Consider the following 24,904-nt stretch of genomic DNA (forward strand, 5'->3'; position numbering starts at 1 on the left):
TTCCAACTGTTATCCCCCAGTACGAGGCAGGTTGCCCACGCGTTACTCACCCGTCCGCCACTAAGATTTAACAAGATTCCGCCGAAGCCTCATCAGCGTTAAATCTCCGTTCGACTTGCATGTGTTAGGCACGCCGCCAGCGTTCATCCTGAGCCAGGATCGAACTCTCACGTTTAAATGTATCTCATCACCGAAGTGACTTGATCGTTCGTCTGACCAGAACTTAAGCTTGGCTTTTGTTCTGTCCGTTTTACCTTTAGTTAGGTTGTTTTGTTCTCTGAAATTTCTTTTTTGGAATTTTCAGGGTTGCATTACTATTTCATTGTCAATGTGCTTAAATACTGGGCTTGCAGGTCTTTCGAAGAAGTTCCGTGCGCCGCAGCGATATTTAATATATCACTACCCCCATATAGTGTCAACAACATTTTTCAAATTTTTTCAAAAAAAATAGCAGTTTCTGTAAAAACCGCTATTTTATCGCATTTGTTGGCATTATTTTTTTAGAAATTCTCGGCACTGGCCACTGTTTTTTTCATATAACTAATAACTTCAACCGGATAATTGCCTATTGCAGTCTCTCCTGTCACCATTACAGATGCTGCTCCATCCAGAACTGCATTAAATATATCGCTTACTTCCGCCCTGGTTGGAACAGGATTCTTTTCCATAGAGGAAAGCATCTGGGTCACTACCATGAATCTTCTATTAGAAAGACGGCATTTCTCTGCTATCCTCTTCTGCACTCCAGGAAGCTCCCAGAGAGGCACGGCATTGCCGAGGTCTCCTCTGGCAATAATGACTTCATCGCTTACTTCTATTATCTCATCAAGCTTATCTATTCCGCGCCTGTTTTCTATCTTGGCGAATATTTCTATAGAAGCTCCGCCTTCCCTTTGTAATACATCTCTTAAAGTAAGGACATCTTCCTTTCCTCTTACAAAGGGCTGCATTATTCCTGTAATGCCTAATCGCACGGCTTCTTTTATATTTACAATATCTGATCCGGTAAGTGCATCCATTCTGATTTCTACTTCTTTTACCGCTATACTCTTTCTGCTTCTTAATGTTCCTCCTCTGTCGACCCTTGCTGTGACCCTGTCTCCATTATTAGCGAGGATATGTGCTTTTATTTTTCCATCATCTAAAAGGATTTCCATATCCTTTTTAAGCTCGCACAGTATTTTGCCATCAAGAGGTATTCCACCTTTTCCTAAAATGAATTCCGAGTCCTCCAGAAGGTCTATATCACTGTCAAGGGTTCCTATTCTGAGCTCCGGTCCCTGAAGGTCCACCAGAATTTCAGGAGTAATACCGCACTGTCTGGCAGCACTTTTTACTATATAAATAAGTGATTCGTTGTCCTCAAGCATGGAATGGGATAAGTTCAGACGAACTCCGTGCATTCCCGCTTTGAACATTTCCTTTAGTAATTTTTCATCATTACAGGCCGGGCCTAAAGTACCATAAATTTTTACCATATTTTCCTGTTCTTTCTATAATAATAAACGTTTTCTTCATTTTACTATTCATGCAAAAACGTACAACAAATATAGCTGTTCTTTATGCTTGAACCTCATATATTTTATATGATAATATAATTTTATTAAATATTTTACTTTTATGTAAAGGAGTTATCATGCTTCATATTAAATCACTTTCAGAAGGGCTTGATCTTTTCAAGGCTCTGGGCTCAGATGTACGAATTGAAATCATTAAAATATTACTGGAAGATAACGGTATGAACATGAATGAGCTCGCCAGTCGTCTCAATATCACTAACGGTGCGCTCACCAGTCATATTCGAAAGCTTGAAGAATGTGGTCTTATTACTGTCAGCAATGAGACAAACGGTCATGGCAATCAGAAGATCTGTTCCGTTCATGTTGATAAGATTCTGATAGATATTCAGGATGAGCAGCGCGATGAGAACATCTATACAGCTGATATAAAGGTTGGACAGTTTTCCGATTACGATGTTTATCCTACATGCGGACTGGCTTCATCCACTCAGATAATTGGTCAGGTTGATGATACCCGCTACTTCTCTCATCCTGATCGCTACAATGCCGATATACTCTGGTTCACTAAGGGCTACGTTGAGTATGTGGTACCCAATTTCATTCCTTTTAATCAGAAGATTGATGAAATTTGTATCTCAGCTGAGCTTTCAAGTGAAGCTCCCGGTGTAAACAATGTATGGCCTTCAGATATCTCTTTCTATCTTAATGGTGAATTCTTAGGCACATGGATATCTCCAGGTGATTTTGGAGATGTTAAGGGTATTTTCACACCGGATTGGTGGTTCCCGAACTGGAATCAGTATGGACTTCTCAAAATGCTGGTAATCAATCACCGCGGAACCTTTATTGATGGTCTGCAGATTTCAGATATTTCAATAGATCATTTCAATCTGACAAGTAAGAGCGGAATCAAGTTTAAAATGGCAGTTCCTGAGGATGCTGAGCATGTAGGTGGTCTTACTATTTTCGGAAAGACCTTTGGTAACTACAGCCAGGATATAAATGTAAAGATAGCCTACAGTCCTATTGATCCTGTTCAGTAAAGCATACGGTTGTATATTAAAAACGCTTTCCTTTTTTAGGGGAAAGCGTTTTTTTTGTCGTCTTATCTTCTATAAATATTATTTGAAGAATTCCATATCTCTGTTTAGCTTCTCGGATATTTCCCTAAGGTCATTTGCTTCGTTAGCAAGCTCAAGAACAGTATTTGAAAGCTCCTGCATGGAAGCACCGGTCTCCTGGGATGATGCTGCGTTCTCCTCTGAGATAGCTGACAGTGCATCCATGGTATCGGATACAGCGTTCTTGGAGGATGCACATTGTTCAGCACCCTGGCTGATAACCTTAACTCCGCCTACGGTCGAATCGATGTCCTGAAGCATTCCATTTATGGATTCAATTGTTTCTCCAAGTGCATCCTGCTGCTCAAGATTACCCTGCTTAACATCTTCTGCGGCCTGTACTGCTGCTGATGCATCTCCAAGAAGTACATCCATCTCCTTCTTGATGTCATCCGCCATAATCTTTGAATCCTCAGCCAGTTTTCCGATTTCTTCTGCAACTACTGAGAAGCCTCTTCCGGCATCTCCTGCTCTTGCAGCTTCTATGGAAGCATTAAGGGACAACAGGTTGGTCTGTGTTGCTATGGATGTGATGCCTTCTACCTTAGCAGAAATATTGGTAACAGCTTCCTGGGTTCTGGCGATTGTATCTGAAATCTCATCTATCTTAGCAGTCATCTCCGAAGACGAATTCTAAAGTGATGACAGGGATTTGCTTGATATTTCAGATGCTTCCTTCATCTTTATAGCAAGTCCGTCAAGATTCTCGGTTGAATCCTGAACATTACCTACTGCGTCACCAATAAGAACTACATTCTCTGCAGCACTTTGAATTTCTCCGGCCTGCTGTGTTGCTCCCTGAGCTATCTCCTGAACTGCGTTAGAAACATCCTCAGTTGTCTGGGATATTCTGTTTGCCATTTCTGAAAGCTCTGCTGATGATGTATTAACTGTAGATGCGGACGTTCTGATGTCCGTAACTATTGAGCTAAGCTTATCTATCAGCGAATTTGTATTATTAAGAGCTAATCCAAGTTCATCTTTTCTGTCAAGGTACTTATCTGTTTTCTTAAACTCACCCTGGGACAGATATTGTATGCTATCGTTTATTGCTCTAATTGCGCCAGCCATGCTGATAGCTGCCTTTACTGCAACAATCATTGCTACAACCATAAGCACAATGCCTATTACGAGCATAAACACAATAGACTTAAATACCTGATTTTCAACTGCCTGTCTGGACACACCTGTAAATGCCATGGATACAACTTTTCCAGAACTGTCCTTAACCGGAACATAGGCAACAAAATATGGAGTTCCTGCAACCTGGGTATTTGTAGAAGTGAAGGTTTTCCCCCCATTTATTACTTCTTTGACAACTGTGTCGGCGGCTTTAGTGCCAATTACACTGCTTCCAAGGGAAGAATTCTTTCTGGTATCACCATCGAACCACGTAAAGTCATAGCCGGCATCCTGCTTGAGCTGTGTTTCAACGGTATTATCTCCCGCAGAGCGATCTGCAATATCCATACCTATATCCTTATAGGTATATGCGGAAGCCAGAAGTCCTTTTAACACCTCTTCCTCCATGCCGGAACGCATAAACATGATGCCTGTTATCAGCATGGCTATGGTGATAACAAACGCAGGTAAAACCGCTATTAGCGCGATTTCTTTCCTTACAGAAAATATTTTCTCCCTCATAAAAGCCCCCTTACACAAAATCAGAACGATTAAGAACAGAATAATTGCTATTAAATCAATTATACTTAAACTTTTTATATCTTTTCAACAATAAATATCGCTTGAATTCGAAATTTTTTATAAAAAAAGACGGCAAACTTAAACGTTTGCCGCCCTAAAATCATATTCTGATTATTTAATTCCGCTGATAGCAATTGATTCAATGATAACTCTCTGGAACAGGAAGAACAGTACCAGTGTAGGAAGCATCGCAATTACTGAAGCTGCCATTATCAGAGCGTAATCACTCTGAATAGCATAGTACGAATTGAAGGATCTGATTACAACCTGCAGTGTCCAGTGCTTTTCACTTCTAAGGAAAATTGTGGGTGCAAGGTAATCATTCCAGATTCCCATGAACCAAAGCATGAGCTGTGTTCCAAGAGCGCCCTTCATTAACGGAAGGAATATTTTGTAGTAGATTTCGAAGTAGTTACATCCGTCAATTTTAGCTGCATCCATAAGCTCAGTAGGTATGCTGTAAAGATTCTGTCTTAAGAAGAATATCATTCCAACATTACCGAAGCATCCGGGAATAATAAGCGGTGCAAGGGAGTTGGTCCAACCAAGCTTAGTAAAAAGAACATACTGAGGTATCATTACTACTGCAAAAGGAATCATAATTGTTGCAAGAAGGGCAAGGAAAAGAGCGTTCTTTCCTCTGAAATTCATCTTTGCAAAGGCAAAAGCCGCAAGAGATGATGTGAATCCGCCAATAAGCAGTACCGGAATTTCTACTGAAATTGTGTTTATGATACCTGATATGAACTGTCCTTTGCTGAGCACCTGACTGTATTTACCTATAAGAATAGGATTAGGGAACAATGTCAGTGATCCCGAAAGAATCTGATTCTTTGTCATAAAGGATGTTGCCACCATATAAACAAGCGGGAACACCATGGTTATCGCAAATGCAAAGAGTAAAATAAAGATGATAATGTTTACTACCTTCTCTTTAGAAGATGTGACGCGATCTGTCTGATAGTCTTTTGCACTTGATTTTGCTCTTTTGGGCATATTTGTAGTTGCATCTGATTTAGATTTTAATGCCATTTCCATCGATCACACCTCCTTTACTCTATAGTCTTAACCCATTTATCCTGACCCCAGAAGTTGATGGCCGTGATAATGAATATGATAATTGCAAGAATTACTGCTACTGCACTTCCGTATCCAAGCTGTCCGTTTGTGAACGCCTTTTCATACAGATAGAATACAACTGTAGCTGCGCTGTAGTTAGGTCCGCCTGAAGGAGTCATGACCTGTACCTCTACGAATACCTGGAAGCCACCGATAAGTGATGTGATCAGGATGTAGAAGGTAACTGGTGATAACAGCGGTAATGTGATATTTCTGAATTTCTGCCAGCTGTTAGCTCCATCTATCATAGCTGCTTCATAATAATCACGGGGTATATTCTGAAGTCCTGCAAGATAAAGAATTACTGTTCCTCCAAGTCCCTTCCATACCATGAAAATGATCAGTGAGACTTTGACCATAAATTCATCGCCGAGCCAGTTGGGACCGTGAAGTCCTGTAAGAGCTTTGTAGATTCCGTTCAAAAGACCGTAATCATAGTTAAAAACCCATGCCCACAGTATTGATACAGCTACAAGCGAAGATACAACCGGTACATAATACATGGTTGTAAGTACTCTCTTGCCAGGAATTTTCCTGTTAAGGCCCATTGCCACCAGCATTCCAAGTATCATACCGATTGGAATACCTATCATATAGATAATAGTGGTTCCCATAGCCTTCCAGAATTTTGCATCATTGAGAATTTTAATATAGTTTCTAAGGCCAACAATATTGCCCCAGAGTGAATTGATTCCAGTCCATTTGCTTGAGCTGGCAATTAGAGCAAAGACGATAGGATACGCCATGAAGAGCATAAAGCCTACAAAGGGAGCTGCTATAAAAAGCCATGCCCATCTCTCTTCTCTCTTTGCCATCGCAGACATCTGAACTTTTACTTTTTTTGATGCCATAAAAATACCTCTTAGTAATGGGAGCCCCTCCGCCTGGCGAAGGGACTCCGCTAATCAAATCATTTTTTTAAGAAAACTTAGTTTGTAGCAGAATTCTGAAGTTCGATAGCTTCATCAAGTGCTTCCTGCATCTCAGGCTCAACCTGCTGTAAATAATCCTCTACACTGATATCGCCATTCTTGATATTGAATACACCTGACCAGAAAGGAGTGAACCACTCAGCATTGTATGTGTAATCTGTTTCCTGAAGTGCTGCTGCATAGTGATCATTACCATCAAAATATCCGAAGATTACATCTACATTTGAAGCATAAGGAACTTTGCCGCTGTTTACAGCATCCTTGAACTCACCATAAGCAAGCTCTGTGATATTAGGAAGCTGGATAGACTCACCAGTTGTGATACCTGATACAGCCTTCTGACCTTCTTCGTCTGTTGAAAGCTTAGCTGCGAGCTGTGCTGCAAGATCAGGATTCTCAGATGTTGCAGATACACAGTAACCAACTGATCCCATCCATGTGTGTGATCTTCCGTCACCTGAAGGTCCTACAGGCCATCCGCAAAGGTTCCACTTGTAAGGAAATGTAGCGTCATCCATAAATGCTGCGACATCCCATGTTCCACATGCATAGAATGCAACCTGTCCATCAAGCCATCTCTGATATCCACCAAGAGCTGTATCCTGCTCAACTGAAGGTGTAAGACCATTCTTTGTAAGGTCTGTATAGAATGTAAGAGCTTCCTTAAGAGGCTCATTGTTTGCAACGTTAACCTTAGTCATGTCATCGTTAAGGAACTTAACTCCGTTTGAATAAAGGAAAGGAGTCATACCAAACTGATCAGCGTTAGCTACACCCCACTGGTCAATCTCTCCATCACCATCCTTATCAATTGTGAGCTTCTCACAAACTTCTATGAATTCATCGTATGTATAAGGTTTTTCCGGATCAGGATACTCAAGACCTGCTGCATCGAAAAGATCCTGGTTGTAAGCAAATGCGAAGCAGGAAAGATCCTTGGGAAGTGCGTAAAGTGATCCGCTTCCAACATTCTTACCATCATAACGGTAAATCTCCTGTGTTGTTCCCCATACGCTTCCGATTGTGTCAGCATCAACATAATCGTCAAGAGGAAGAACGTATCCATTATCTACATAAGAACGAACTGCTGCAGGTCCTACATAGAATACGTCAGGCATATCATTAGCTGTCATGTTAGCAATCATCTTCTGATTGTATTCATCCTGAGTTGTTACTTCAAAAACAACTTCCTTGATCTCGTCCTTGTGCTCTTCTACGAACTGCTTTACAAGATCTTCGTAAATCTTCTTCTCATGCTCCTGCATGTAAAGGAATACATGGAGTGTCTTATCTCCGTTACCTGTAAGTGAGTCAGTTGAAGAACCGTCTGTACTCTCAGCCTCTGCTGCATCAGCAGTTTCTGTTGCATCTCCTGCGTCTGCAGTTTCTGTTCCACTGCCTTCCTCTGTCTTAGCTTCTGTGCTCTCAGCCTCTCCAGCTTCCTCAACTGTTGTTGTAGCACAGCCTGTCAGAGCACTAAGCCCCATTACACTTGCCATTGCAATACCTAAAAACTTCCTTCTCATGTTAAATCCTCCTAAAAATCCTCAGTTAGTGATTAACTTATATAGTAATCTTAAACAAACAAATTTAGAACGTCAACAATTATTTTAGATTTTTGTAAAGCATTTTACATTTTTGTCGTTTTTAATAAAAACGTAAAATACTTTTTGTGTATTCAAACAAACTTATCAAAAATTGCTGCACACTCTTTACATTATTGCTATTTTGTGAAAGCACTTTTTAGAACTAATAAATATCCCATATCAGACAGCTCTTACTGCAGATACTTAACAGCCCATACAGTCTCGTTATTATCGCCCTTCGCAGAAATACAGAGCGTATTATTACCAGCTTCATCCGTCATAGTAAATGCGCAGCCTTCGTATTCCTGACCATCTATTGTTACAGACACATAGGCTTCTCCATCTGTTAATTCATAGGTTCCACCCGTTATTGTGCCATCCTCCATAGCTGTAATCTTCCCATCCTCAAACAGGCACTTTACAGGCTTATTCACAAGATCATTCACTTCAAGCCCATGATTAAGGACATAAAATGTTCCGTTTAACATATCTGGCGTAACATCTGCATTTTCACACATGGAAGATATGCTCTCATCCCCTGTGTATTCAAAGGGTGCTGCGGTAAACCATCCATCCTTCGTCATAAGCAGCTTATGCACTCTGGGCTCATGGAACTCCTGACCATCATCGAAGCGTTGATGATAAACGATGTAGTATTCACCCTTTTCATCCTGGAAAACAGACTGTCCGCCGGGTGCCATGTATGTTACCGACAGGCTTGGAAGTGTGTAATTGCCCATCATTTTAAGGCCATAGCTCATGTAGTTCTCTTCATCTCCCAGTCTGTTACCGGCAGCATCTACATAAGGGCCTGTGGGATTTTCACTTCTAAACTGCCTTATCTGATATCCGCCATCCGATGTAAGTCCTCCATAGGATACGAAAAGATAATAGTAGCCGGTTTCCTTGGAATAGGTGATGTAGGGGCCTTCAACAGCATGATGACCGCCGCCTACAAGCCTGTAGCCGTAGTAGGGATCAGGCGCATCCTCTCCGCCCTTTGCAGCTTCTTCAATAGGGTGGAGAGGCTTTCCTGTTGCAGGATCAAGCTCCAGTAAGAAAATACCTCCGGACCATGAACCATATACCATCCACATGCGGTTTTCTTCATCTGTGAAAACTGCAGGATCTATACAGTTTGGCCACTTGTTATTGTCATAGCCTCCGAGCTTTAGATATTCCGAAAGATCGGCGTCTTCACCAAGAGCATCATAAATATCCGTCTCTGCAGCATGGGAGCTTGTAAAGCCCGAGTACAGGATTGTATCTGTATATGTATATTTCCCTCCGGGCTCGTCCGCTACTGCCATGCAGAGATTTGATTTAATATAGGAAGAAGTAGTGCAAAAATACATCACATACTTTCCCATTGTCTCATTGTAGAAGGTATTGGCCGCCCAGACTGAGTAGCCGCCCTCCTCGTTTTTCCCAACATATTTAAATGCGTCCAGGTCTCCTGAAAACAGGTTGTCAAAAACATTGTTGCCATTACCGATGTAGCTCCATGCCTTGAGGTCATCTGATTTCGCAAGAATCTGATGGCTTCCTGTCATGTAATATGTTCCATCTGCAAGGATTATCTGAGGATCGTGACAGCAAACGGCATTTTTATAGACGCCTGTCTTAATGCTGGTTTCAGATTGTTCTGCCATATCATCGCCCTCCGTCTGTTCTTCTGTATTACCGCTATCTGCTACGTCACTACTGTCTGCTACATTTTCAGTTTTCGCATGGTCTGATTCTGTAGCACCCTGGGAGCAACCGGCAGATGCTGCAAAAACTGCGGTCGCAAGAGCGATTGCCGCGTAGTTTAAATATTTAGTTGAATGCATTTTTGCTCCTCTTATTTATGCCCATCATCTGCATGAAAATACAGGATATCCCTTTTCGTCATATCTGATTTTCATGAGCATGGCGTGTCGGTTAGGATTGTAAAGAGGATCTCCTTCTATCACGCTTTCAGTTCTAGCGTGGTATACCATTACATCCTCACCTTCGTCATTTACAGTAAATGAGTTGTGACCGGGACCATAAACCACAGCCTCTGCATCACTCTTAAGAACCGGATATCTCTCCTTAGTCCATGACTTAGGATCAAGAAGGTCTGCATCCTCATCTGCTGTGAGCATTCCGACGCAATACGCCACTCCTGTTTCGCTGGCAGAATAGGTCATGAATATCTTCCCGTTTCGCTTTAAAATTCCAGGGCCTTCGTTAACCCAGAAGCCTACTCTCTCCCAGTCATAATCAGGAGTTGTAAGCAGAACCTGAACTGTCTTAAGTTCATACGGGCTTTTCATTTCAGCGATATACAAATTTGAAATCTGTTTGCCAACGCCAACCTTCTCAGCCCAGATGTAATACCACTTGTCTCTATGCTCGAAAACTGTAGCATCCAGTGAAAAGGCTCTGAAGGAAAACTCGTCATCCTCTGCACATCTCATCTTTCCCTTTTCAACCCAGGGACCTGAAATGGGATCATCACTCTGGCACTCAAGCACGTAAGGCCTTATCTTCCAGATATCCTCTACCTCGCCGCCTGCAAAGTAGATGTACCATCTGCCCATAACCTTGTGAAGCTCAGGGGCCCAAATGTGCTTACTCATTATTCCACTGTCGTGCTTTTTCCAAATCAGATGTTCCTCTGCGTCAGCGATACCTGCAAGAGTTTCAGATCTTCTAAGTACTATTCTGTCGTATTCAGGTACAGATGCCGTAAAATAGTAAAAGCCGTCATCTGCCTTAACCACGTATGGATCAGCTCTCTGCAAAATCCATGGTTCGTTATATTTAAGCTCTTTTTCTTTGCTCATAATACCTTTCCCATAAAAAACATTTTTTATTTAGTTCTAAAATGTTCAGCTAATAAGTTAATCACATTTCTAAAATTCATAAGTTAATTTACAAAGTTAATCACTATTTTCCGTTTTCAATAATTGCTGAACTATTTTATATTTGTCTAAATTATATTATCTTTATCTAAACATTTCAACTATTTTATAAATAGGTACTTGAAAACATATTTGCTTTGCACTAAAATCATCTAACTATATGGATTTTGCAAAACTTAATTATTTTTATATTAAATATATATTATTCAGGAGATAAACGATGAATGGAAAAATGACAGAAGGAAAGCCCCTTCCGATACTTTTGAAATTTGTAATACCAATACTTTTAGGCTTTATTTTTCAGCAGTTTTATAACATGGTAGATACCGTTATCGTTGGACGTTTCGTAGGTCCAGAGGCTCTTGCAGCCGTTGGCTCCACAGGAACAATCATGTTTATGATAATGGGTCTTGCCAATGGAATGACCACAGGTTACACAGTTCTCATCAGTCACCAGTTTGGCGCAGGCAGTAAGGATGGAACAAGGCAGGCTTTTGTAAATGCGATCATTCTTGGAGTGATCAGCACGTTAGTTGTTACGGTTATCGCTGTCATCACCATGCCAAGTCTTCTTCATATAATGAATACGCCCAATAACATCTATGATTACGCTTACGCTTATATCATAACCATATGCGCAGGAAGCTTCGCACTTATAGGCTACAACCTGTTTGCCGCTTCTCTTCGCGCTATTGGAAACAGTAAGACACCACTGTACTTCCTGATATTTTCAGCAGCTCTTAATATCATTCTGGATCTTTTGTTTATCATCGTATTTAAGATGGGAACCTTCGGTGCTGCTCTTGCTACAGATATTTCTCAGGGCGCATCAGCCATACTGTGTATTATTTACATTTATAAAAAGGTGGATATCTTAAAACCTGTTAAAGGAAGCTGGAAGCTTGATAAGAACTATGCGAGAAAACAGCTCAATATTGGAATTCCCATGGCTCTGCAGTTTGGAATTACAGCTTCCGGAACAATGGTTATGCAGGCATCAATAAATGTCTATCAGTCAGTTGCAATAGGAGGCTTTACAGCAGCCGGTAAGGTTGTAAATCTAATGACCGCAGGTATGCCTTCCATAGGCCAGACCACTGCTGCTTATGTCGGTCAGAACTTCGGCTACGGTGATCTTGACAGAGTACATCAGGGAACAAAGGATGCCATGAAGATTTCTGTTATTTATTCTGTAATAACCGGTATCCTTAGCGTGGTAATGATGCCCTACATTGTAAGCATGTTCTTCGACAAGGGTGTAAACCTGGCTGACTATCTGCCTTACAGCAGAATTTATATTACAGAGGCAGCTCTTTTCTATATTCCGCTCGCCATGATCTTCATTTACAGAAATGCAATGCAGGCCTGCGGATACGGAAAAACAGCCCTGATGCTCGGTGTTATGGAGCTTGTATCAAGGCTGCTTACCGCTTTTGTTTCCATGAAAGTACACAGCTATGCAATAGCTGTTGCAGGAGATGCTCTCTCATGGTTTACAACAGGTGTATTTTCTTTCCTTCTTTATATGCTAGTAATGAAGCAATTAAGAAACAAATTCAAAAAGAACTGATATATATTATTTTTTCAAACGAAGCATGAGAACTGAGCAGGCAGGTATCTTTACTGTTACTCCGTTCTCTTTTTCGTTGTAGTCAGTAAACTTATCTTCTGTGACAACATCAGGATTTTCGAAGGTATTATGATCAGCCATCTTACCTGTTACCACCGAAGCTTCTGCCACTTTATAAGCACCGGAATCACTTGTGAATGCGATTTCAACATCCTCAGCAGCTTCGAGTGAATTGTTAGTAAGGGTAACTGTCACTACTCCATTTTCATCCTCTGAAACTGATTCAAACAGTTTGGGAAGCTCATTCTTTCCAGCTCCTACGGTACTGTTATTGATAAGCTCACTATCAAGGAGGTTTGCACCCTGATGATATCTGAACATCTTGAATACATGGTAGGTAGGTGTTTTGATCATCTTCTCATTTTCAGTAAGGATAACTGACTGTAGAACATTAACAAGCTGTGCGATGCATGCCATTCTTACACGGTCTGAGTGCTTATTGAATATGTTCAGGTTCATACCTGCAACAAGTGCGTCACGCATTGTATTCTGCTGGTAAAGAAAGCCGGGGTTAGTGCCAGGCTCAACGTCTGTCCATATTCCCCACTCATCAACCATAAGTCCAATCTTCTTATCAGGGTCATACTGATCCATGATCGCACCATGCTTTCTGATAAGCTCATCCATAAAGAGACTTCTCTTCAGTGTCTGGTAGAATACTTCCTCTGTGAACTTTGTTGCTGATCCCTTTACATTCCAGTCATCCTCTGTCTCAGGAAGTGTATAGTAATGCAATGAAAGACCATCCATAAATCCATGGAACTGCATAGGTGTGTGATCAAAGCATGTCTCAAGCACATTCTTTGTCCAGTTATAATCATCAACATTTGGTCCACAGCAAATCTTTGAAATAGGCTTAGAACCATTGTAGTTTCTTACATAGGTCTGATATCTTCTGTATTCGTCGGCATAATGCGTAGGTCTCATATTACCGCCACATCCCCAGTTTTCATTACCAACGCCGAGGTAGTCCACAGTCCAGGGCTCCTCATGTCCATTCTCTTTTCTGAGGTCAGCCATAGGAGATACGCCATTGAAGGTCATATATTCAACCCACTCGCTCATCTCTCTTACTGTACCTGATCCCATATTGGCATTGACATAAGTCTTACAGCCAAGCTGCTTGGTAAGCTCAAAGAACTCATGTGTTCCAAAGCTGTTATCCTCAACAACACCACCCCAATGTGTGTTGATCATCTTCTTTCTCTTTTCCTTGGGCCCGATGCCATCCATCCAGTGATACTCGTCAGCAAAGCATCCGCCAGGCCAGCGAAGTACCGGAATCTTCATCTCCTTAAGAGCTTCAACCACGTCACTTCTCATGCCGTTAACATTAGGAATATCTGAATTATCCCCCACATAAAGGCCTTCATAGATACACCTTCCGAGATGCTCTGAAAAATGTCCGTAGATTTCAGGTGCAATCTTTGATTTTTTACTTTCGTTGTTGATTAAAAGTTTTGCCAATTTCTTTTCCTCCTCTTAAATAATGTATTTACCATTTTTTCTTAGGGCAATGTGTTCCAATGCCTAGTGCTCTTAGTTCTACATAACACCCACAAACAAGACAGGTTCCCATAGATAGTCTGTCACATTGAGTACATACGCTTAGCCTGTTCTCATATTCATTATCCGTAACCCTGCTGTCAGGAGTTATGGCATCGCGATATTTTTTTATCATTTCCTTCTCTTTGCCTTCAATATCCCGCAAAAGGCAATGCTTACAAGCTCTGGTATTTTCCATAGTTTCACCTGTTTATTTTAGATATTTGTAAATTATTTTATATTTTAGCATAGCGTTTTTAATTTGAAAATACTTATACGGCGTTTATTTTTAGAAAATCCGATATGCTCAGGCATAATTGAATAAAAAAACGCTTCCCATTTCGGGAAGCGTTTCGCATATATTAGAAATCAACTTCTGTATCGTAGTAGCAGCACTTAAGGAGTTTCTCCATCTCCTCCTGGCTGGGCTGACGAGGATTGGAGCCTGTGCAGGCATCAAGGATTGCATTAGCTGCAATGTCATGTAATCTCTCAAGGAATACATCCTCCGGAACGAAGCCCTGTTCTGCCGGAAGTCCGTCTGCGCCGTAATGATTGATGCTGTGAGGAATATTCAGAGCATCGTTCATCTTGCGGAGATAATCAATGAGGAGTTCAACCTTCTCATCATCGTCCTTACCGCCGAGGTGCATGTAATCAGCGATAACGCCGTAGCGCTTCTTAGCTGTCTCGTCCTTAGCGTTGAATGCAACTACCTTAGGAAGGTACATAGCGTTAGCTGCGCCGTGAATGATGTGAGCTCCAAGGTCTGCGAAAGCAGCACCTGTCTTGTGAGCCATAGAGTGAACGATACCAAGAAGTGCGTTAGAGAATGCCATACCCGCAAGACACTGTGCGTTGTGCATAGCATCTCTTGCTTCCATATCCTCGTTGTAGGATTTAACAAGAGTCTTCTGGATCATCTCGATTGCATGGATAGCAAGCGGATCTGTGTAATCACAGTTAGCTGTGGAAACATAAGCCTCAACAGCGTGTGTCATAGCGTCCATACCTGTGTGAGCAACAAGCTTTTTAGGCATTGTGTGCGCAAGCTCAGGATCAACGATAGCAACGTCGGGAGTAATCTCGAAGTCTGCGATAGGGAACTTAATACCCTTCTGATAATCTGTGATGATTGAAAATGCTGTAACCTCTGTAGCTGTTCCTGATGTTGAGGAAATAGCACAGAATTTAGCCTTTGTACGAAGCTTCGGAAGACCGAATACCTTGCACATATCTTCAAATGTGGTCTCAGGATACTCATACTTGATCCACATAGCCTTAGCAGCATCGATAGGTGAACCACCGCCGATAGCAACGATCCAGTCAGGCTGGAACTTCTGCATAGCTTCAGCACCCTTCATAACTGTCTCTACTGAAGGATCGGGCTCGATGCCTTCAAAAAGTTCAACTTCCATTCCAGCTTCCTTAAGGTAATCCTCTACCTTCTGAAGGAAACCGCCCCTTTTCATAGAGCCGCCACCTGTGCAGACAATGGCTCTCTTGCCCTCAAAAGTCTTCAATGCTTCAAGTGCACCTTTCCCATGATAGATATCTCTGGGCAGTGTAAAACGTGACATACAAATACCTCCTTAAAAAATAAATAAAATAACCCACGTTTCTATTTTAGATGTATACGTGATATAAATCAAATCTTGACTTTTTTTGATTTATTGGATGCATCAGACTCGGAAACACTTCGTGTTCCCTCGTTACTGTTAGTTTTCATATATCTGCAACGTTAAATTGAAACCAGATCCCCTAACGGGGACTCCAAAAATAAAAAAGACAGCTCATTTCGAGCAAGCTCGATAAGCTGTCTTTCTTATTTTTAGGTGCTTACGCACTCTGATTTCAATTTAACTCCCTGATGCATTCGTCCTTATCACTTACATCATTCCCATGCCAGGGTTGCCTGCGGGCATCGGAGGTACGGGCTCCTTAACTGTAGCAACAGCAGCCTCTGTTGTAAGGAAGCTTGATGCAACAGATGTAGCGTTCTGAAGAGCGCTTCTTGTAACCTTAGCAGGATCGATGATACCGTCCTTGATCATGTCAACATACTCTTCTGAGTAAGCGTTGAAGCCAATTCCGTTCTTAGACTCCTTAACCTTGTTAACAATAACAGATCCGTCAAGACCAGCGTTGTTAGCGATGTGGAAAAGAGGAGCCTCAAGTGCCTTAAGAACAACCTTAGCACCTGTCTTCTCGTCGCCTTCAAGTGAATCAGCAAGCTTAGCAACATCCTTAGAAGCGTGGATGTAAGCACTACCACCACCGAAGATGATACCTTCCTCAACTGCTGCTCTTGTAGCGTTGAGAGCATCCTCCATACGGTACTTAGCTTCCTTCATCTCTGTCTCTGTAGCAGCACCAACTCTGATAACTGCAACACCGCCAGCGAGCTTAGCAAGTCTCTCCTGAAGCTTCTCTCTATCGAAGTCAGAAGTTGTCTCCTCGATCTGCTTCTTGATCTGGCTAACTCTAGCCTGGATCTCTTTCTTATCTCCAAGACCGTCAACGATTGTGGTCTTTTCCTTCTCAACCTTGATGCTCTTAGCACGTCCAAGATCATCCATTGTTGTATCCTTAAGCTCAAGGCCAAGATCTGAGCTGATAACCTTACCGCCTGTAAGGATAGCGATATCCTCAAGCATAGCCTTTCTTCTGTCACCGTAGCCAGGAGCCTTAACAGCAACTACGTTGAATGTACCACGAAGCTTGTTAACGATAAGAGTTGTAAGAGCCTCACCATCAACATCCTCAGCGATGATAAGAAGCTTAGCGCCTGTCTTAACAACCTGCTCAAGAAGAGGAAGGATATCCTGGATGTTAGAGATCTTCTTATCTGTGATGAGCACGAAAGGATCATCAAGATTAGCTTCCATCTTATCCATATCTGTAGCCATGTAAGCTGAGATATAACCACGATCGAACTGCATACCTTCTACAAGGTCGAGCTCTGTCATCATTGTCTTGGACTCCTCGATTGTGATAACACCATCGTTGGAAACCTTCTCCATAGCGTCAGCGATCATCTGGCCAACTTCATCATCACCTGATGAAACTGCAGCAACTCTCATGATCTGATCCTTGCCCTTAACCTTTGTAGCCATCTTGCTGATAGAAGCAACAGCTGCATCTGTAGCCTTCTTCATACCCTTTCTAAGAACGATCGGGTTAGCACCTGCTGCAAGGTTCTTAACACCCTCATTGATCATAGCCTGTGCAAGAACTGTAGCTGTTGTAGTACCATCACCTGCTACGTCGTTAGTCTTTGTAGCAACTTCCTTAACAAGCTGAGCACCCATGTTCTCATAAGAATCCTCAAGCTCGATCTCCTTAGCGATTGTAACACCGTCGTTTGTGATTGTAGGTGCGCCATAGCTCTTATCAAGAACTACGTTTCTACCCTTAGGTCCGATTGTTACTCTTACTGTATCTGCAAGCTTATTAACGCCTTCTACCATAGCTGTGCGGGCGTCAGCGCCGTACTTAATTGTCTTTGCCATTTTTATTGCCTCCGTTGTGTTTTACTAACCTCATCCGGCCCTTCGGGCCACCTTCTCCCTGAAGGGCGAAGACTTTTATGAGTTTAATTATTTAATAATAGCGAGAATATCGTTCTGCTTAACAATGATGTAGGTAACGTCATCAAGCTTAACCTCTGTTCCAGCGTACTTGGAATAGATTACGTTGTCGCCTACCTTAACCTGCATCTTAACTTCCTTACCATCAACGACTCCTCCAGGGCCTACTGCGATAACCTCAGCCTGCTGGGGCTTCTCCTTCTCAGCACCGGGAAGAACGATTCCTGACTTTGTTGTCTCCTCAGCTTCAAGTGCCTTAAGTACGACTCTGTCTGCAAGTGGTTCTAACTTCATTACAATTGCCTCCTTTTATATCTTCATTGTGTTATTCACTTTTTTGATTGTTAGCACTCATTTGTTTTGAGTGCTAATCACTAAAAAATATATTACCACACAAGTTAAAAAATGCAATACCTACTTAGGTATTATTTGCTTAATTACCAAATTGTTCACATTTTTCAGACTCGCTTTTTAGGTCTTGGGATGTCTTTTCCAGAAAGGTCGATATAATTGAGTTTCAGAGCTTCTGCCCAGTACATTTCCGGAATATTAGGCCATCTTACGATACCTCTGTCCTCTTCGCAGAGCTTCATGGCCTGAAGCAGTATAGATTCACTAAGATCTACTCCGCTCCTGATGGTATGCATGGTGACAGCTGCCCAGGCGGGAGCGTACTCCATAAGTCCGCTGGACTGGAATGACTTTAGTATTCCATGTCTGTCATATTTTACCTGCACAAGCTCCTCTTCCCAGCCTGTTCTGCCGCTGTGGATTATGGCAAATTCCGCATCACAGTTCCTGTTTCTGGGAAGTCCCAGAGCTCCGGGATTTACTGCTCTTTTTTCTCTGTATGAAAAGCTCTCCTGTACATGAGTGTGCCCATGCAGGAGAATATTTGTCCGCATTTTATTAAGTACTCGTTTTGTACTTCTCTTTTCTCCAAACAAAAGCTCGGATACGCCTGTCGGTGATCCGTGACAATATTCAAAGCCCTGTCCCCCTTTGGGATTCCAGATCCCATAAATAGGAAGGCTTTCGAAAAAATCCAGATCCTTTTCCGTCAGCTGCTCATAAGTATAAAGAAGCGATCCGCTGCCTGAGCCCTTATCCCAACCTGTCTGGCCGTTTTTCCTATAGCTCAGCATGTACTCTTCCCTATTACCGCGCACGATATAACACTCAAAATACTTCTTAAGAACGTATATGAGCTCCATGGTCTTTTGGACTCCGGGGCAATCAGATATATAATCCCCCAGCAATATGTACTTTGTTATACCCTTTCCCATGCAATAATCAACGCAGGCCTGAAGAGCACAGTCATTTCCGTGAACATCACTAAATACCGCTATATCCAACAGTTCCACCAATCCATTCTCAAGTTTTTATATTTTTATTATAGCTAGTTAATAGTCAAAAAATAACCTCTATGCGAAAATATATAATAGATTTGGTTCCTATTTATTCTACAAATGGAGGATAGTTATGGCAGGCAATCGTGAAGATTTGATCCGTTCCTTAGCCGGTGTTATGGGCATGAGCGGTGAAGCAAAAAAGAAAGATTCCCATTTTGATCCCTCAACCGGAACTTTGTACTGCGGAAGTAAGGTATTCTCGCAGACTGATATCGCTGAGGCAAAGAAATTCTGCGAAACAAACATGAAAAAAATGGCAGATATCGGAGATAACGCTGCCATGTACTATGAAATCGCAGCATCTGCCGTAGAGCTTCTGCAGCAGGACAGTGTTAAAAACGGCGGCAAGGTTGTCGTTAAGGAAGGTCCTTAAATCCTCCGCTACTTTTACCAATTGTAAATATTGCCTTCTCCCAATCGCTGGGAGAAGGCTTTTTTGTCTTAAAGAAAAATCTATTTAGTATCAGTCAATTCTTAATATAAGTGTGAGGATGTTTCTTGCAGCTTTACCCAGCTCTTCCCTTGTGATGGCACCCTTTTCAAGAGCAGCCAATATTCTGTCGGGATAGCCGCAGCCCATCTTCATATCGTTTCCGGCTTTGCACTCCTTGTAGTTCTCGCCGTTTGTCCACCAGTCAGTGGTAACCATTCCGTCGAATCCCCACTCTCCGCGAAGGATTCCGTTTATCATGTCCTCATTCTCTGATGCACGTCTTCCGTTGATAATGTTATAGGAAGTCATGATGCTCCACGGCTGAGCTTCCTTTACTACTATTTCGAAGCCCTTGAGATAAATCTCTCTGATTGCTCTCTCAGATGCTCTTGAGTCGCTGTCTTTACGGTTGGTCTCCTTATTATTTAATGCAAAGTGCTTGATGGTAGCAGCTACGCGATTGCTCTGGATTCCACGAACCATTCCGGCAGCCATCTTACCTGTGAGATAAGGATCCTCTGAATAGTACTCAAAGTTTCTTCCGCAAAGAGGTGATCTGTGGATGTTCATGGCAGGTGTGAGCCAAGCTCCTATGTTATTCTCCTTAACCTCTTCTCCTCCGGCAATTCCGACTTTCTCTGTAACCTCCGGATCCCATGTGCATGCAAGAAGTGTTGAGCAGGGAAAAGCTGTGGTCTTAACACCAACCTGAGGCTGAATACGTAGACCAGCAGGGCCATCTGCTGTCATTACGTTAGGAATACCATATTCACTGTTGTTACCATATCCAAAGGTGTTGGCCACACCTACGTTGGGCTGTCCGCCAACAAGCCATGCAAGGTCTTCATCAGAAAGGGCATTGATAAACTCATCAAGAGTCATTTTTCCTGTATAAACATCAATGAGCTGGGGCTTTTCAGAAGGCTTAAAGCAGCATCTGGCACCCTCAGCGCGAACCTTGGGAGTGGGAAGAAGCACATCTTCCAAAGGCATATCCTTAAGTACATTTTCATTATATTTGGAAGCATCTCCCTGCTCTAACATCTCATAAGAGCCGTCAGCAAGAAGTCTCTTCTTTAATGCAACAGGTGCCATCTTCTCTGTGAGCTCGCAGACAATCTTATCCTCTTCAAGAACATACTCTGTCTCAGCCTTTTTGGCACTTCTTACGCTGGCTCCGATAAAGAACTTATACTTGCCCTTTTCAAGAACATAGGCAGATTTCTTGATCTTACCAAGATCATCATAGGAAGCCATCTCATCTACTGAGAACTTTATAACAACCTTCTGTGACTGTCCGGGAAGAAGCTCTGCAGTCTTCTTAAAGCCGATAAGTACGCGCTCTGGCTTACCGAGCTTACCCTGAGGAGCACTAAAGTAAACCTGAACTACCTCTTTTCCGGCATAATTACCGACATTAGTCACTGTTGCCTTTACTGTAACAACTCCATCATCCTCACTTACCTTTACACGGCTGATATTGAAATCTGTGTAGGAAAGACCGTAGCCAAAGGGATAAACAACCTTCTCTGCTGCGCCTTTGATGGTTTCAAAATATCTGTAGCCCACGTAGATATCCTCTTCATATTCAACATAATCATCAGAATCATGGAAATGCTCTGTTCCGGGATAATCTGAAAGATTTCTTGCGAAGGTATCGGAAAGCTTACCGCTGGGATTGCCCAGTCCGCAAAGAAGCTCTGCTGTAGCAAGACCGCCTTCCATACCACCCTGCCATGCAATAAGTGCTGAATCGATCTTCTCATTGCTCTTGATCCATGAAACGTCGAACATTCCACCGATATTCAGAACAACAATAGTATGCTCAAAGTTTTCACTTATAGTATTAACAAGGTTCTCCTCAGCCTTGGAAAGATAGAAATCTCCTTTCTCAAAGAGCTTATCTGTCTCATCTACCAGCTCCTGTACAACGTCCTTGTGCTTTCTTCCATCATCATTATCAGCTTTTCTGTCCCAGCCCTCACCTGAATATCTGCTGAAGGATACGATTGCTGTATCTGTAAATGCCTTCGCCTTAGTCAAAAGCTCTGCAGGAACCTCGGGCTCAGCAAGTAGGCCCGGCTGCTTTCCTTCCTTATAAAGCTTTGAAACATAATCATCATAGAAGGAAACTGAATCCTCAAAAAGAGCAACCTGATCCTCAAGTGCTTTAAAACCCTGTGCAAGATTAGTTACATAGGGAACGGTAACATCACCAGATCCGCCGCCACCCTTTACATAATCTATAGTAGCTTTTCCAAAAAGAGCTACCTTTTTTCCTCTGGAAAGAGGCAGAGTATTCTTCTCATTTTTTATGAGAACCATGCCTTCTTTTGCAGCATTCTTAGAGATATCTATGTGCTCTTTGGATGCAGTAACCTTTACCCCGTTCTCTCTTAAGGGGAGATTAGGATGATATTTAACGCGTGTCCATTTTTCCATTTTTTTACAACCTCCATTTTAATACCCATTTTATGAAATTCATTATAGCTATAATAAATCCGAATCTATATCAAAAAAGTTAGATGTTATGCAAAAAAAGATGGAATAATTTCTCAAACATTGACTGAAAAATCCTCAGGATATAAAATTATTTTATATTACGCTCAAAAATTATTAATTTTATGATATTTTTTTGCAAACAAACGGCATAAACATACAACCGGTCAGCCTTAAATAATGTCTTCTATGTGAACAAGGAGGGATTCTCTCTTGAACAAGAAGTTTTTACTAATTATTCCTATTTTGGCGGCGTTATTTGTTTTTATCGGAACACAGCGGACTCATTACTATCCTTTTAAGGATTCTATTGAGCTGGATCAGTATAATGTATTGGATATAATAGATACTGATAATGGCCTTGTTGCGATTTATGATAAGGAGCTTCTTTTTGCGACTCCTGATAGAAAACTGGTCAAAATCATGTCCACCGACATAAACGGTGTAGAGAGCCAACCACGTGCAGTTGTCACTGATGGGGAATATGTTTATGCAATCGTTGGCGAAGTATATAGTGATTACAACTATTATATAAATGAAAAGCTTCTGAAATATACTTTTTCAGGTAAATATCTCGGTGAACTGTATAGAAAGGAATACGGCGAAAACGCTTTTGTTAATTCCAATAATCTTACTAATGCAGTTTTTCATGACGGCTATGCATACTTAACAGATACAGATGACCATAGCATAAGTCTTATCAAGGTTAGCACTACCCCTCCCAAAGAAAACGATGAAACTGAATTCTCGATTATTGATTCATTCAGAGCGCCTGAATACATTCAAACAGGACGATATAACATGGTTGAAAACAGGCTTGAGCTCTTTAATCGATTTGGAGAATGCTATTACTATGATCTGAATGAACGTAAACTTGATTTTCATCCTGAAACTATATACAACAAATTTGATAACCATATTCCGTATGTATCAATCACTTTTTCTACCTTTACCAAGGTTACCGATATCCTTTATTATTTGGGTGCGATAATCCTGATAATTACTGTTCTGTGTGCTATTATCAAGTTCGTTACTTCCGGTTATCTGAACCGTTACAGAACAGCCCTGCTCTTTATTCTTGTCTTTTTATCAGCAATTATTTATTACACCAATCTCACTCTTTCAGATTTCGATGAAGAACATAAGCTGCGAACCATTTCCGCAACAGAATCTGTCATGGTCGGAATCCGGTACTTTGCCTCAGATGAATTTGAAGTGATGCGTGGCAAAAATCCGGAGGACTACAAGGATGAAGCATCCCGAAACTGGATTGAATGGATGGTTCATTATCTTCAGGCAGCATGTAATGCTACCGGAAAAGAAATGGGAATGTATGCTCAGATTTATGCCTTCGACCAAAATGGTACCGCATTTCTTGTAGCAGACTCCTACAATGAGTACCCGGTAGGAACCTTATATTCAGATCTATCCATCTCTTCCGAAAGCGAGCCCGATGAATCAAATATGATGGTCTATACCGTGGAAAAGGAAGTTGACGGAACCTATGGCTTTATCCACGCCCCCATTTACGATAAAGATCACAACCTTATAGGATTTTTGGAAATGGGAAGCGAATACGGTAAGCTTCGCCATGACAAAATTCGCAAAGTCATAGGTGCAGCCATGCAGCTGGCGGCATTAGTAGTTTTCCTCGTTATTCTCCTTGATGTTTTGAAAAAATACTCAAAAGAGCTCAAGGAATATGCAACAATTCGAAAGACTAATCCGCAAGAAGCAAAGTACTATCTTAGTAACACGTATGATTTTCTTGTCACCGGCCTTGTGTATATGGATAGTATGCTAATGGTCATGGCCATCGCCAGCATAAAGACAGACTCAACGCTGGACCTGGCACTCCTCTTTGCTATTCCTGTTACTGCGTACAGAGTCGGTTCCTGGGTCGGTTCAATGCTTACTTCACCACTTCTTGGAAGATTTGGCGAAAAGCGGATGGGCGTTATCTCATCCATCATAAGCGCTATGACCTTTGCAGGAATAGCATTTGCAATCTGGCAAGATAATATTTATATCTTCGCAACATGCAAATTTATTGAAGGAATATTCTTGGAGAGTGTTCTATATTCACTGGCCGAAGGCATCCCTTATGAAATTGAAGATCTGGAATACAGGAACAAAAAGATTGCAGAAAGCCAGAGCGCTACTGAAGCCGCTTCTCTTATCTATATGATGATTGCAGGTATCATTGCTACCACCTTCGGATATGCAATGATGTACCTTACCGGCGTTGTAGTCTGCATCATTTTAATACCGTTTAGTTATATTATCTTCGGAAATGAGGAAGAGGATGAGGAAATCAAAACTTTACACGTTTGGAAATCCTTTGCCAAACCTAAAGCCCTTATCTATATCATTTTGATGGTACTCACTGTTTCCTTTATGACCGGCTATGATGAGTACTTATTCCCTCTTATTTCCGAAAATGCCGGCCTTACCGATATTGAAATGACGAGTATTGCTGTCTTTTCTATAACTGTCGGGTATTTTGCAGAAAGTATTGTAAAGCTTTTCAACAAGGTCAGTCCATTGAAGGCAATGATAACTTCTTTTTCTGTTTTCGGCGTTGCAATGATGATTCTTCTTTTGAATCCGAATATTCTGTTTGCTACGATTGTTCTGTTTATCTACTGCATAACAATCAGAATAATAGAGGTACACAGAATCAACTGGCTTATAGGCCTGACTGCTGATGATAACGTAGAAGGAAAAGATGTTTTGGAAAACTATTTCGCTTTGGAGGACGGATTCAAAGTTCTTCACGGGCCTATTTTGGGACCGCTGTGCGCGATCTCAACTTCAGTTGGAATAGGATTTCTTGGACTTTTATGTCTGGTATCACCAAGATTATATGGTTTTATAGCACCAGATTTAAAAATATATAACTCAGATGAGGAGGGATAACAA

The 24,904-nt window shown here is 41.7% G+C and carries 19 protein-coding genes and 1 rRNA gene; 4 read left to right on the forward strand and 16 right to left on the reverse strand.

Going from position 1 to position 24,904, the window contains the following annotated elements:
• A 16S ribosomal RNA gene (locus G587_RS0114985) occupies positions 1-175 on the reverse strand; the annotation flags it as partial.
• Positions 176-500: 325 nt separating this feature from the next.
• On the reverse strand, positions 501-1,478 hold the full coding sequence (pyk, locus tag G587_RS0114990) for a pyruvate kinase (protein WP_026492924.1): 978 nt from the start codon (positions 1,476-1,478) through the stop codon (positions 501-503).
• A 158-nt stretch (positions 1,479-1,636) separates the two neighbouring features.
• Between pyk and G587_RS0114995 the strand changes: the two genes are divergently transcribed.
• Positions 1,637-2,563: an ArsR/SmtB family transcription factor gene (locus G587_RS0114995; protein ID WP_026492925.1), complete on the forward strand. Its 927-nt coding sequence runs from the start codon at positions 1,637-1,639 to the stop codon at positions 2,561-2,563.
• Between the two features lie 78 nt (positions 2,564-2,641).
• Here the strand turns inward: G587_RS0114995 and G587_RS26305 are convergent, their stop codons facing one another.
• The 7 genes from G587_RS26305 to G587_RS0115030 all read right to left on the reverse strand — a co-directional run bounded on the left by G587_RS26305 (position 2,642) and on the right by G587_RS0115030 (position 10,795).
• A complete protein-coding gene (locus G587_RS26305; protein WP_026492926.1) occupies positions 2,642-3,259 on the reverse strand; it encodes a methyl-accepting chemotaxis protein in 618 nt (205 codons plus the stop codon).
• Positions 3,260-3,274: 15 nt separating this feature from the next.
• Positions 3,275-4,285 carry a methyl-accepting chemotaxis protein gene (locus tag G587_RS26310; protein ID WP_026492927.1) on the reverse strand — a complete coding sequence of 337 codons (1,011 nt, stop codon included), beginning with the start codon at positions 4,283-4,285 and terminating at the stop codon, positions 3,275-3,277.
• A gap of 171 nt (positions 4,286-4,456) precedes the next feature.
• Positions 4,457-5,383: a carbohydrate ABC transporter permease gene (locus G587_RS0115010; RefSeq protein WP_242830095.1), complete on the reverse strand. Its 927-nt coding sequence runs from the start codon at positions 5,381-5,383 to the stop codon at positions 4,457-4,459.
• A gap of 14 nt (positions 5,384-5,397) precedes the next feature.
• Entirely contained in the window at positions 5,398-6,315 is a 918-nt protein-coding gene (locus tag G587_RS0115015; RefSeq protein WP_026492929.1) for a carbohydrate ABC transporter permease, read from the reverse strand.
• A 77-nt stretch (positions 6,316-6,392) separates the two neighbouring features.
• Entirely contained in the window at positions 6,393-7,922 is a 1,530-nt protein-coding gene (locus G587_RS0115020) for an ABC transporter substrate-binding protein (RefSeq protein ID WP_026492930.1), read from the reverse strand.
• A gap of 251 nt (positions 7,923-8,173) precedes the next feature.
• The gene (locus G587_RS0115025; RefSeq protein WP_051201075.1) at positions 8,174-9,814 is read right to left on the reverse strand and encodes a glycoside hydrolase family 43 protein; all 1,641 of its coding nucleotides are present in this window, start codon (positions 9,812-9,814) and stop codon (positions 8,174-8,176) included.
• Between the two features lie 24 nt (positions 9,815-9,838).
• Positions 9,839-10,795 carry a glycoside hydrolase family 43 protein gene (locus tag G587_RS0115030; RefSeq protein ID WP_026492932.1) on the reverse strand — a complete coding sequence of 319 codons (957 nt, stop codon included), beginning with the start codon at positions 10,793-10,795 and terminating at the stop codon, positions 9,839-9,841.
• Between the two features lie 298 nt (positions 10,796-11,093).
• On the opposite strand from G587_RS0115030, the gene G587_RS0115035 reads away from it, so the two are divergent.
• Positions 11,094-12,443: an MATE family efflux transporter gene (locus G587_RS0115035; RefSeq protein WP_026492933.1), complete on the forward strand. Its 1,350-nt coding sequence runs from the start codon at positions 11,094-11,096 to the stop codon at positions 12,441-12,443.
• Positions 12,444-12,449: 6 nt separating this feature from the next.
• Here G587_RS0115035 and G587_RS0115040 read toward each other — a convergent pair whose 3' ends face one another.
• The 6 genes from G587_RS0115040 to G587_RS0115065 all read right to left on the reverse strand — a co-directional run bounded on the left by G587_RS0115040 (position 12,450) and on the right by G587_RS0115065 (position 19,002).
• Positions 12,450-13,970 carry an alpha-N-arabinofuranosidase gene (locus tag G587_RS0115040; protein WP_026492934.1) on the reverse strand — a complete coding sequence of 507 codons (1,521 nt, stop codon included), beginning with the start codon at positions 13,968-13,970 and terminating at the stop codon, positions 12,450-12,452.
• 28 nt (positions 13,971-13,998) lie between these two features.
• Positions 13,999-14,247 carry a DUF6171 family protein gene (locus tag G587_RS0115045; RefSeq protein ID WP_026492935.1) on the reverse strand — a complete coding sequence of 83 codons (249 nt, stop codon included), beginning with the start codon at positions 14,245-14,247 and terminating at the stop codon, positions 13,999-14,001.
• A 163-nt stretch (positions 14,248-14,410) separates the two neighbouring features.
• Positions 14,411-15,628 carry an iron-containing alcohol dehydrogenase gene (locus G587_RS0115050; protein ID WP_026492936.1) on the reverse strand — a complete coding sequence of 406 codons (1,218 nt, stop codon included), beginning with the start codon at positions 15,626-15,628 and terminating at the stop codon, positions 14,411-14,413.
• 309 nt (positions 15,629-15,937) lie between these two features.
• Positions 15,938-17,560: a chaperonin GroEL gene (gene groL / locus G587_RS0115055; RefSeq protein WP_026492937.1), complete on the reverse strand. Its 1,623-nt coding sequence runs from the start codon at positions 17,558-17,560 to the stop codon at positions 15,938-15,940.
• A gap of 87 nt (positions 17,561-17,647) precedes the next feature.
• The gene (locus tag G587_RS0115060; protein WP_026492938.1) at positions 17,648-17,932 is read right to left on the reverse strand and encodes a co-chaperone GroES; all 285 of its coding nucleotides are present in this window, start codon (positions 17,930-17,932) and stop codon (positions 17,648-17,650) included.
• A gap of 164 nt (positions 17,933-18,096) precedes the next feature.
• Complete coding sequence (locus tag G587_RS0115065; protein ID WP_026665433.1) at positions 18,097-19,002, reverse strand: metallophosphoesterase family protein; 906 nt, start codon at positions 19,000-19,002, stop codon at positions 18,097-18,099.
• Positions 19,003-19,120: 118 nt separating this feature from the next.
• Here G587_RS0115065 and G587_RS0115070 point away from each other — a divergent pair, with 118 nt between their 5' ends.
• On the forward strand, positions 19,121-19,423 hold the full coding sequence (locus G587_RS0115070) for a hypothetical protein (RefSeq protein WP_026492940.1): 303 nt from the start codon (positions 19,121-19,123) through the stop codon (positions 19,421-19,423).
• A 90-nt stretch (positions 19,424-19,513) separates the two neighbouring features.
• Here the strand turns inward: G587_RS0115070 and G587_RS0115075 are convergent, their stop codons facing one another.
• Entirely contained in the window at positions 19,514-21,925 is a 2,412-nt protein-coding gene (locus G587_RS0115075; RefSeq protein WP_026492941.1) for a glycoside hydrolase family 3 protein, read from the reverse strand.
• 270 nt (positions 21,926-22,195) lie between these two features.
• On the opposite strand from G587_RS0115075, the gene G587_RS0115080 reads away from it, so the two are divergent.
• Positions 22,196-24,901 carry an MFS transporter gene (locus tag G587_RS0115080; protein ID WP_026492942.1) on the forward strand — a complete coding sequence of 902 codons (2,706 nt, stop codon included), beginning with the start codon at positions 22,196-22,198 and terminating at the stop codon, positions 24,899-24,901.
• Positions 24,902-24,904 lie beyond the last annotated feature (3 nt).

The sequence above is a fragment of the Butyrivibrio sp. XPD2002 genome, from assembly GCF_000423945.1.
GTDB lineage: Bacteria > Bacillota > Clostridia > Lachnospirales > Lachnospiraceae > Butyrivibrio.

Excerpts from the sequence above, each read along its gene's own strand:
- pyk (WP_026492924.1), bottom strand. The coding sequence starts at position 1,478 with ATGGTAAAAATTTATGGTACTTTAGGCCCGGCCTGTAATGATGAAAAA.
- G587_RS0114995 (WP_026492925.1), top strand. The coding sequence starts at position 1,637 with ATGCTTCATATTAAATCACTTTCAGAAGGGCTTGATCTTTTCAAGGCT.
- G587_RS26305 (WP_026492926.1), bottom strand. The coding sequence starts at position 3,259 with ATGACTGCTAAGATAGATGAGATTTCAGATACAATCGCCAGAACCCAG.
- G587_RS26310 (WP_026492927.1), bottom strand. The coding sequence starts at position 4,285 with ATGAGGGAGAAAATATTTTCTGTAAGGAAAGAAATCGCGCTAATAGCG.
- G587_RS0115010 (WP_242830095.1), bottom strand. The coding sequence starts at position 5,383 with ATGGAAATGGCATTAAAATCTAAATCAGATGCAACTACAAATATGCCC.
- G587_RS0115015 (WP_026492929.1), bottom strand. The coding sequence starts at position 6,315 with ATGGCATCAAAAAAAGTAAAAGTTCAGATGTCTGCGATGGCAAAGAGA.
- G587_RS0115020 (WP_026492930.1), bottom strand. The coding sequence starts at position 7,922 with ATGAGAAGGAAGTTTTTAGGTATTGCAATGGCAAGTGTAATGGGGCTT.
- G587_RS0115025 (WP_051201075.1), bottom strand. The coding sequence starts at position 9,814 with ATGCATTCAACTAAATATTTAAACTACGCGGCAATCGCTCTTGCGACC.
- G587_RS0115030 (WP_026492932.1), bottom strand. The coding sequence starts at position 10,795 with ATGAGCAAAGAAAAAGAGCTTAAATATAACGAACCATGGATTTTGCAG.
- G587_RS0115035 (WP_026492933.1), top strand. The coding sequence starts at position 11,094 with ATGAATGGAAAAATGACAGAAGGAAAGCCCCTTCCGATACTTTTGAAA.
- G587_RS0115045 (WP_026492935.1), bottom strand. The coding sequence starts at position 14,247 with ATGGAAAATACCAGAGCTTGTAAGCATTGCCTTTTGCGGGATATTGAA.
- G587_RS0115050 (WP_026492936.1), bottom strand. The coding sequence starts at position 15,628 with ATGTCACGTTTTACACTGCCCAGAGATATCTATCATGGGAAAGGTGCA.
- groL (WP_026492937.1), bottom strand. The coding sequence starts at position 17,560 with ATGGCAAAGACAATTAAGTACGGCGCTGACGCCCGCACAGCTATGGTA.
- G587_RS0115060 (WP_026492938.1), bottom strand. The coding sequence starts at position 17,932 with ATGAAGTTAGAACCACTTGCAGACAGAGTCGTACTTAAGGCACTTGAA.
- G587_RS0115070 (WP_026492940.1), top strand. The coding sequence starts at position 19,121 with ATGGCAGGCAATCGTGAAGATTTGATCCGTTCCTTAGCCGGTGTTATG.
- G587_RS0115075 (WP_026492941.1), bottom strand. The coding sequence starts at position 21,925 with ATGGAAAAATGGACACGCGTTAAATATCATCCTAATCTCCCCTTAAGA.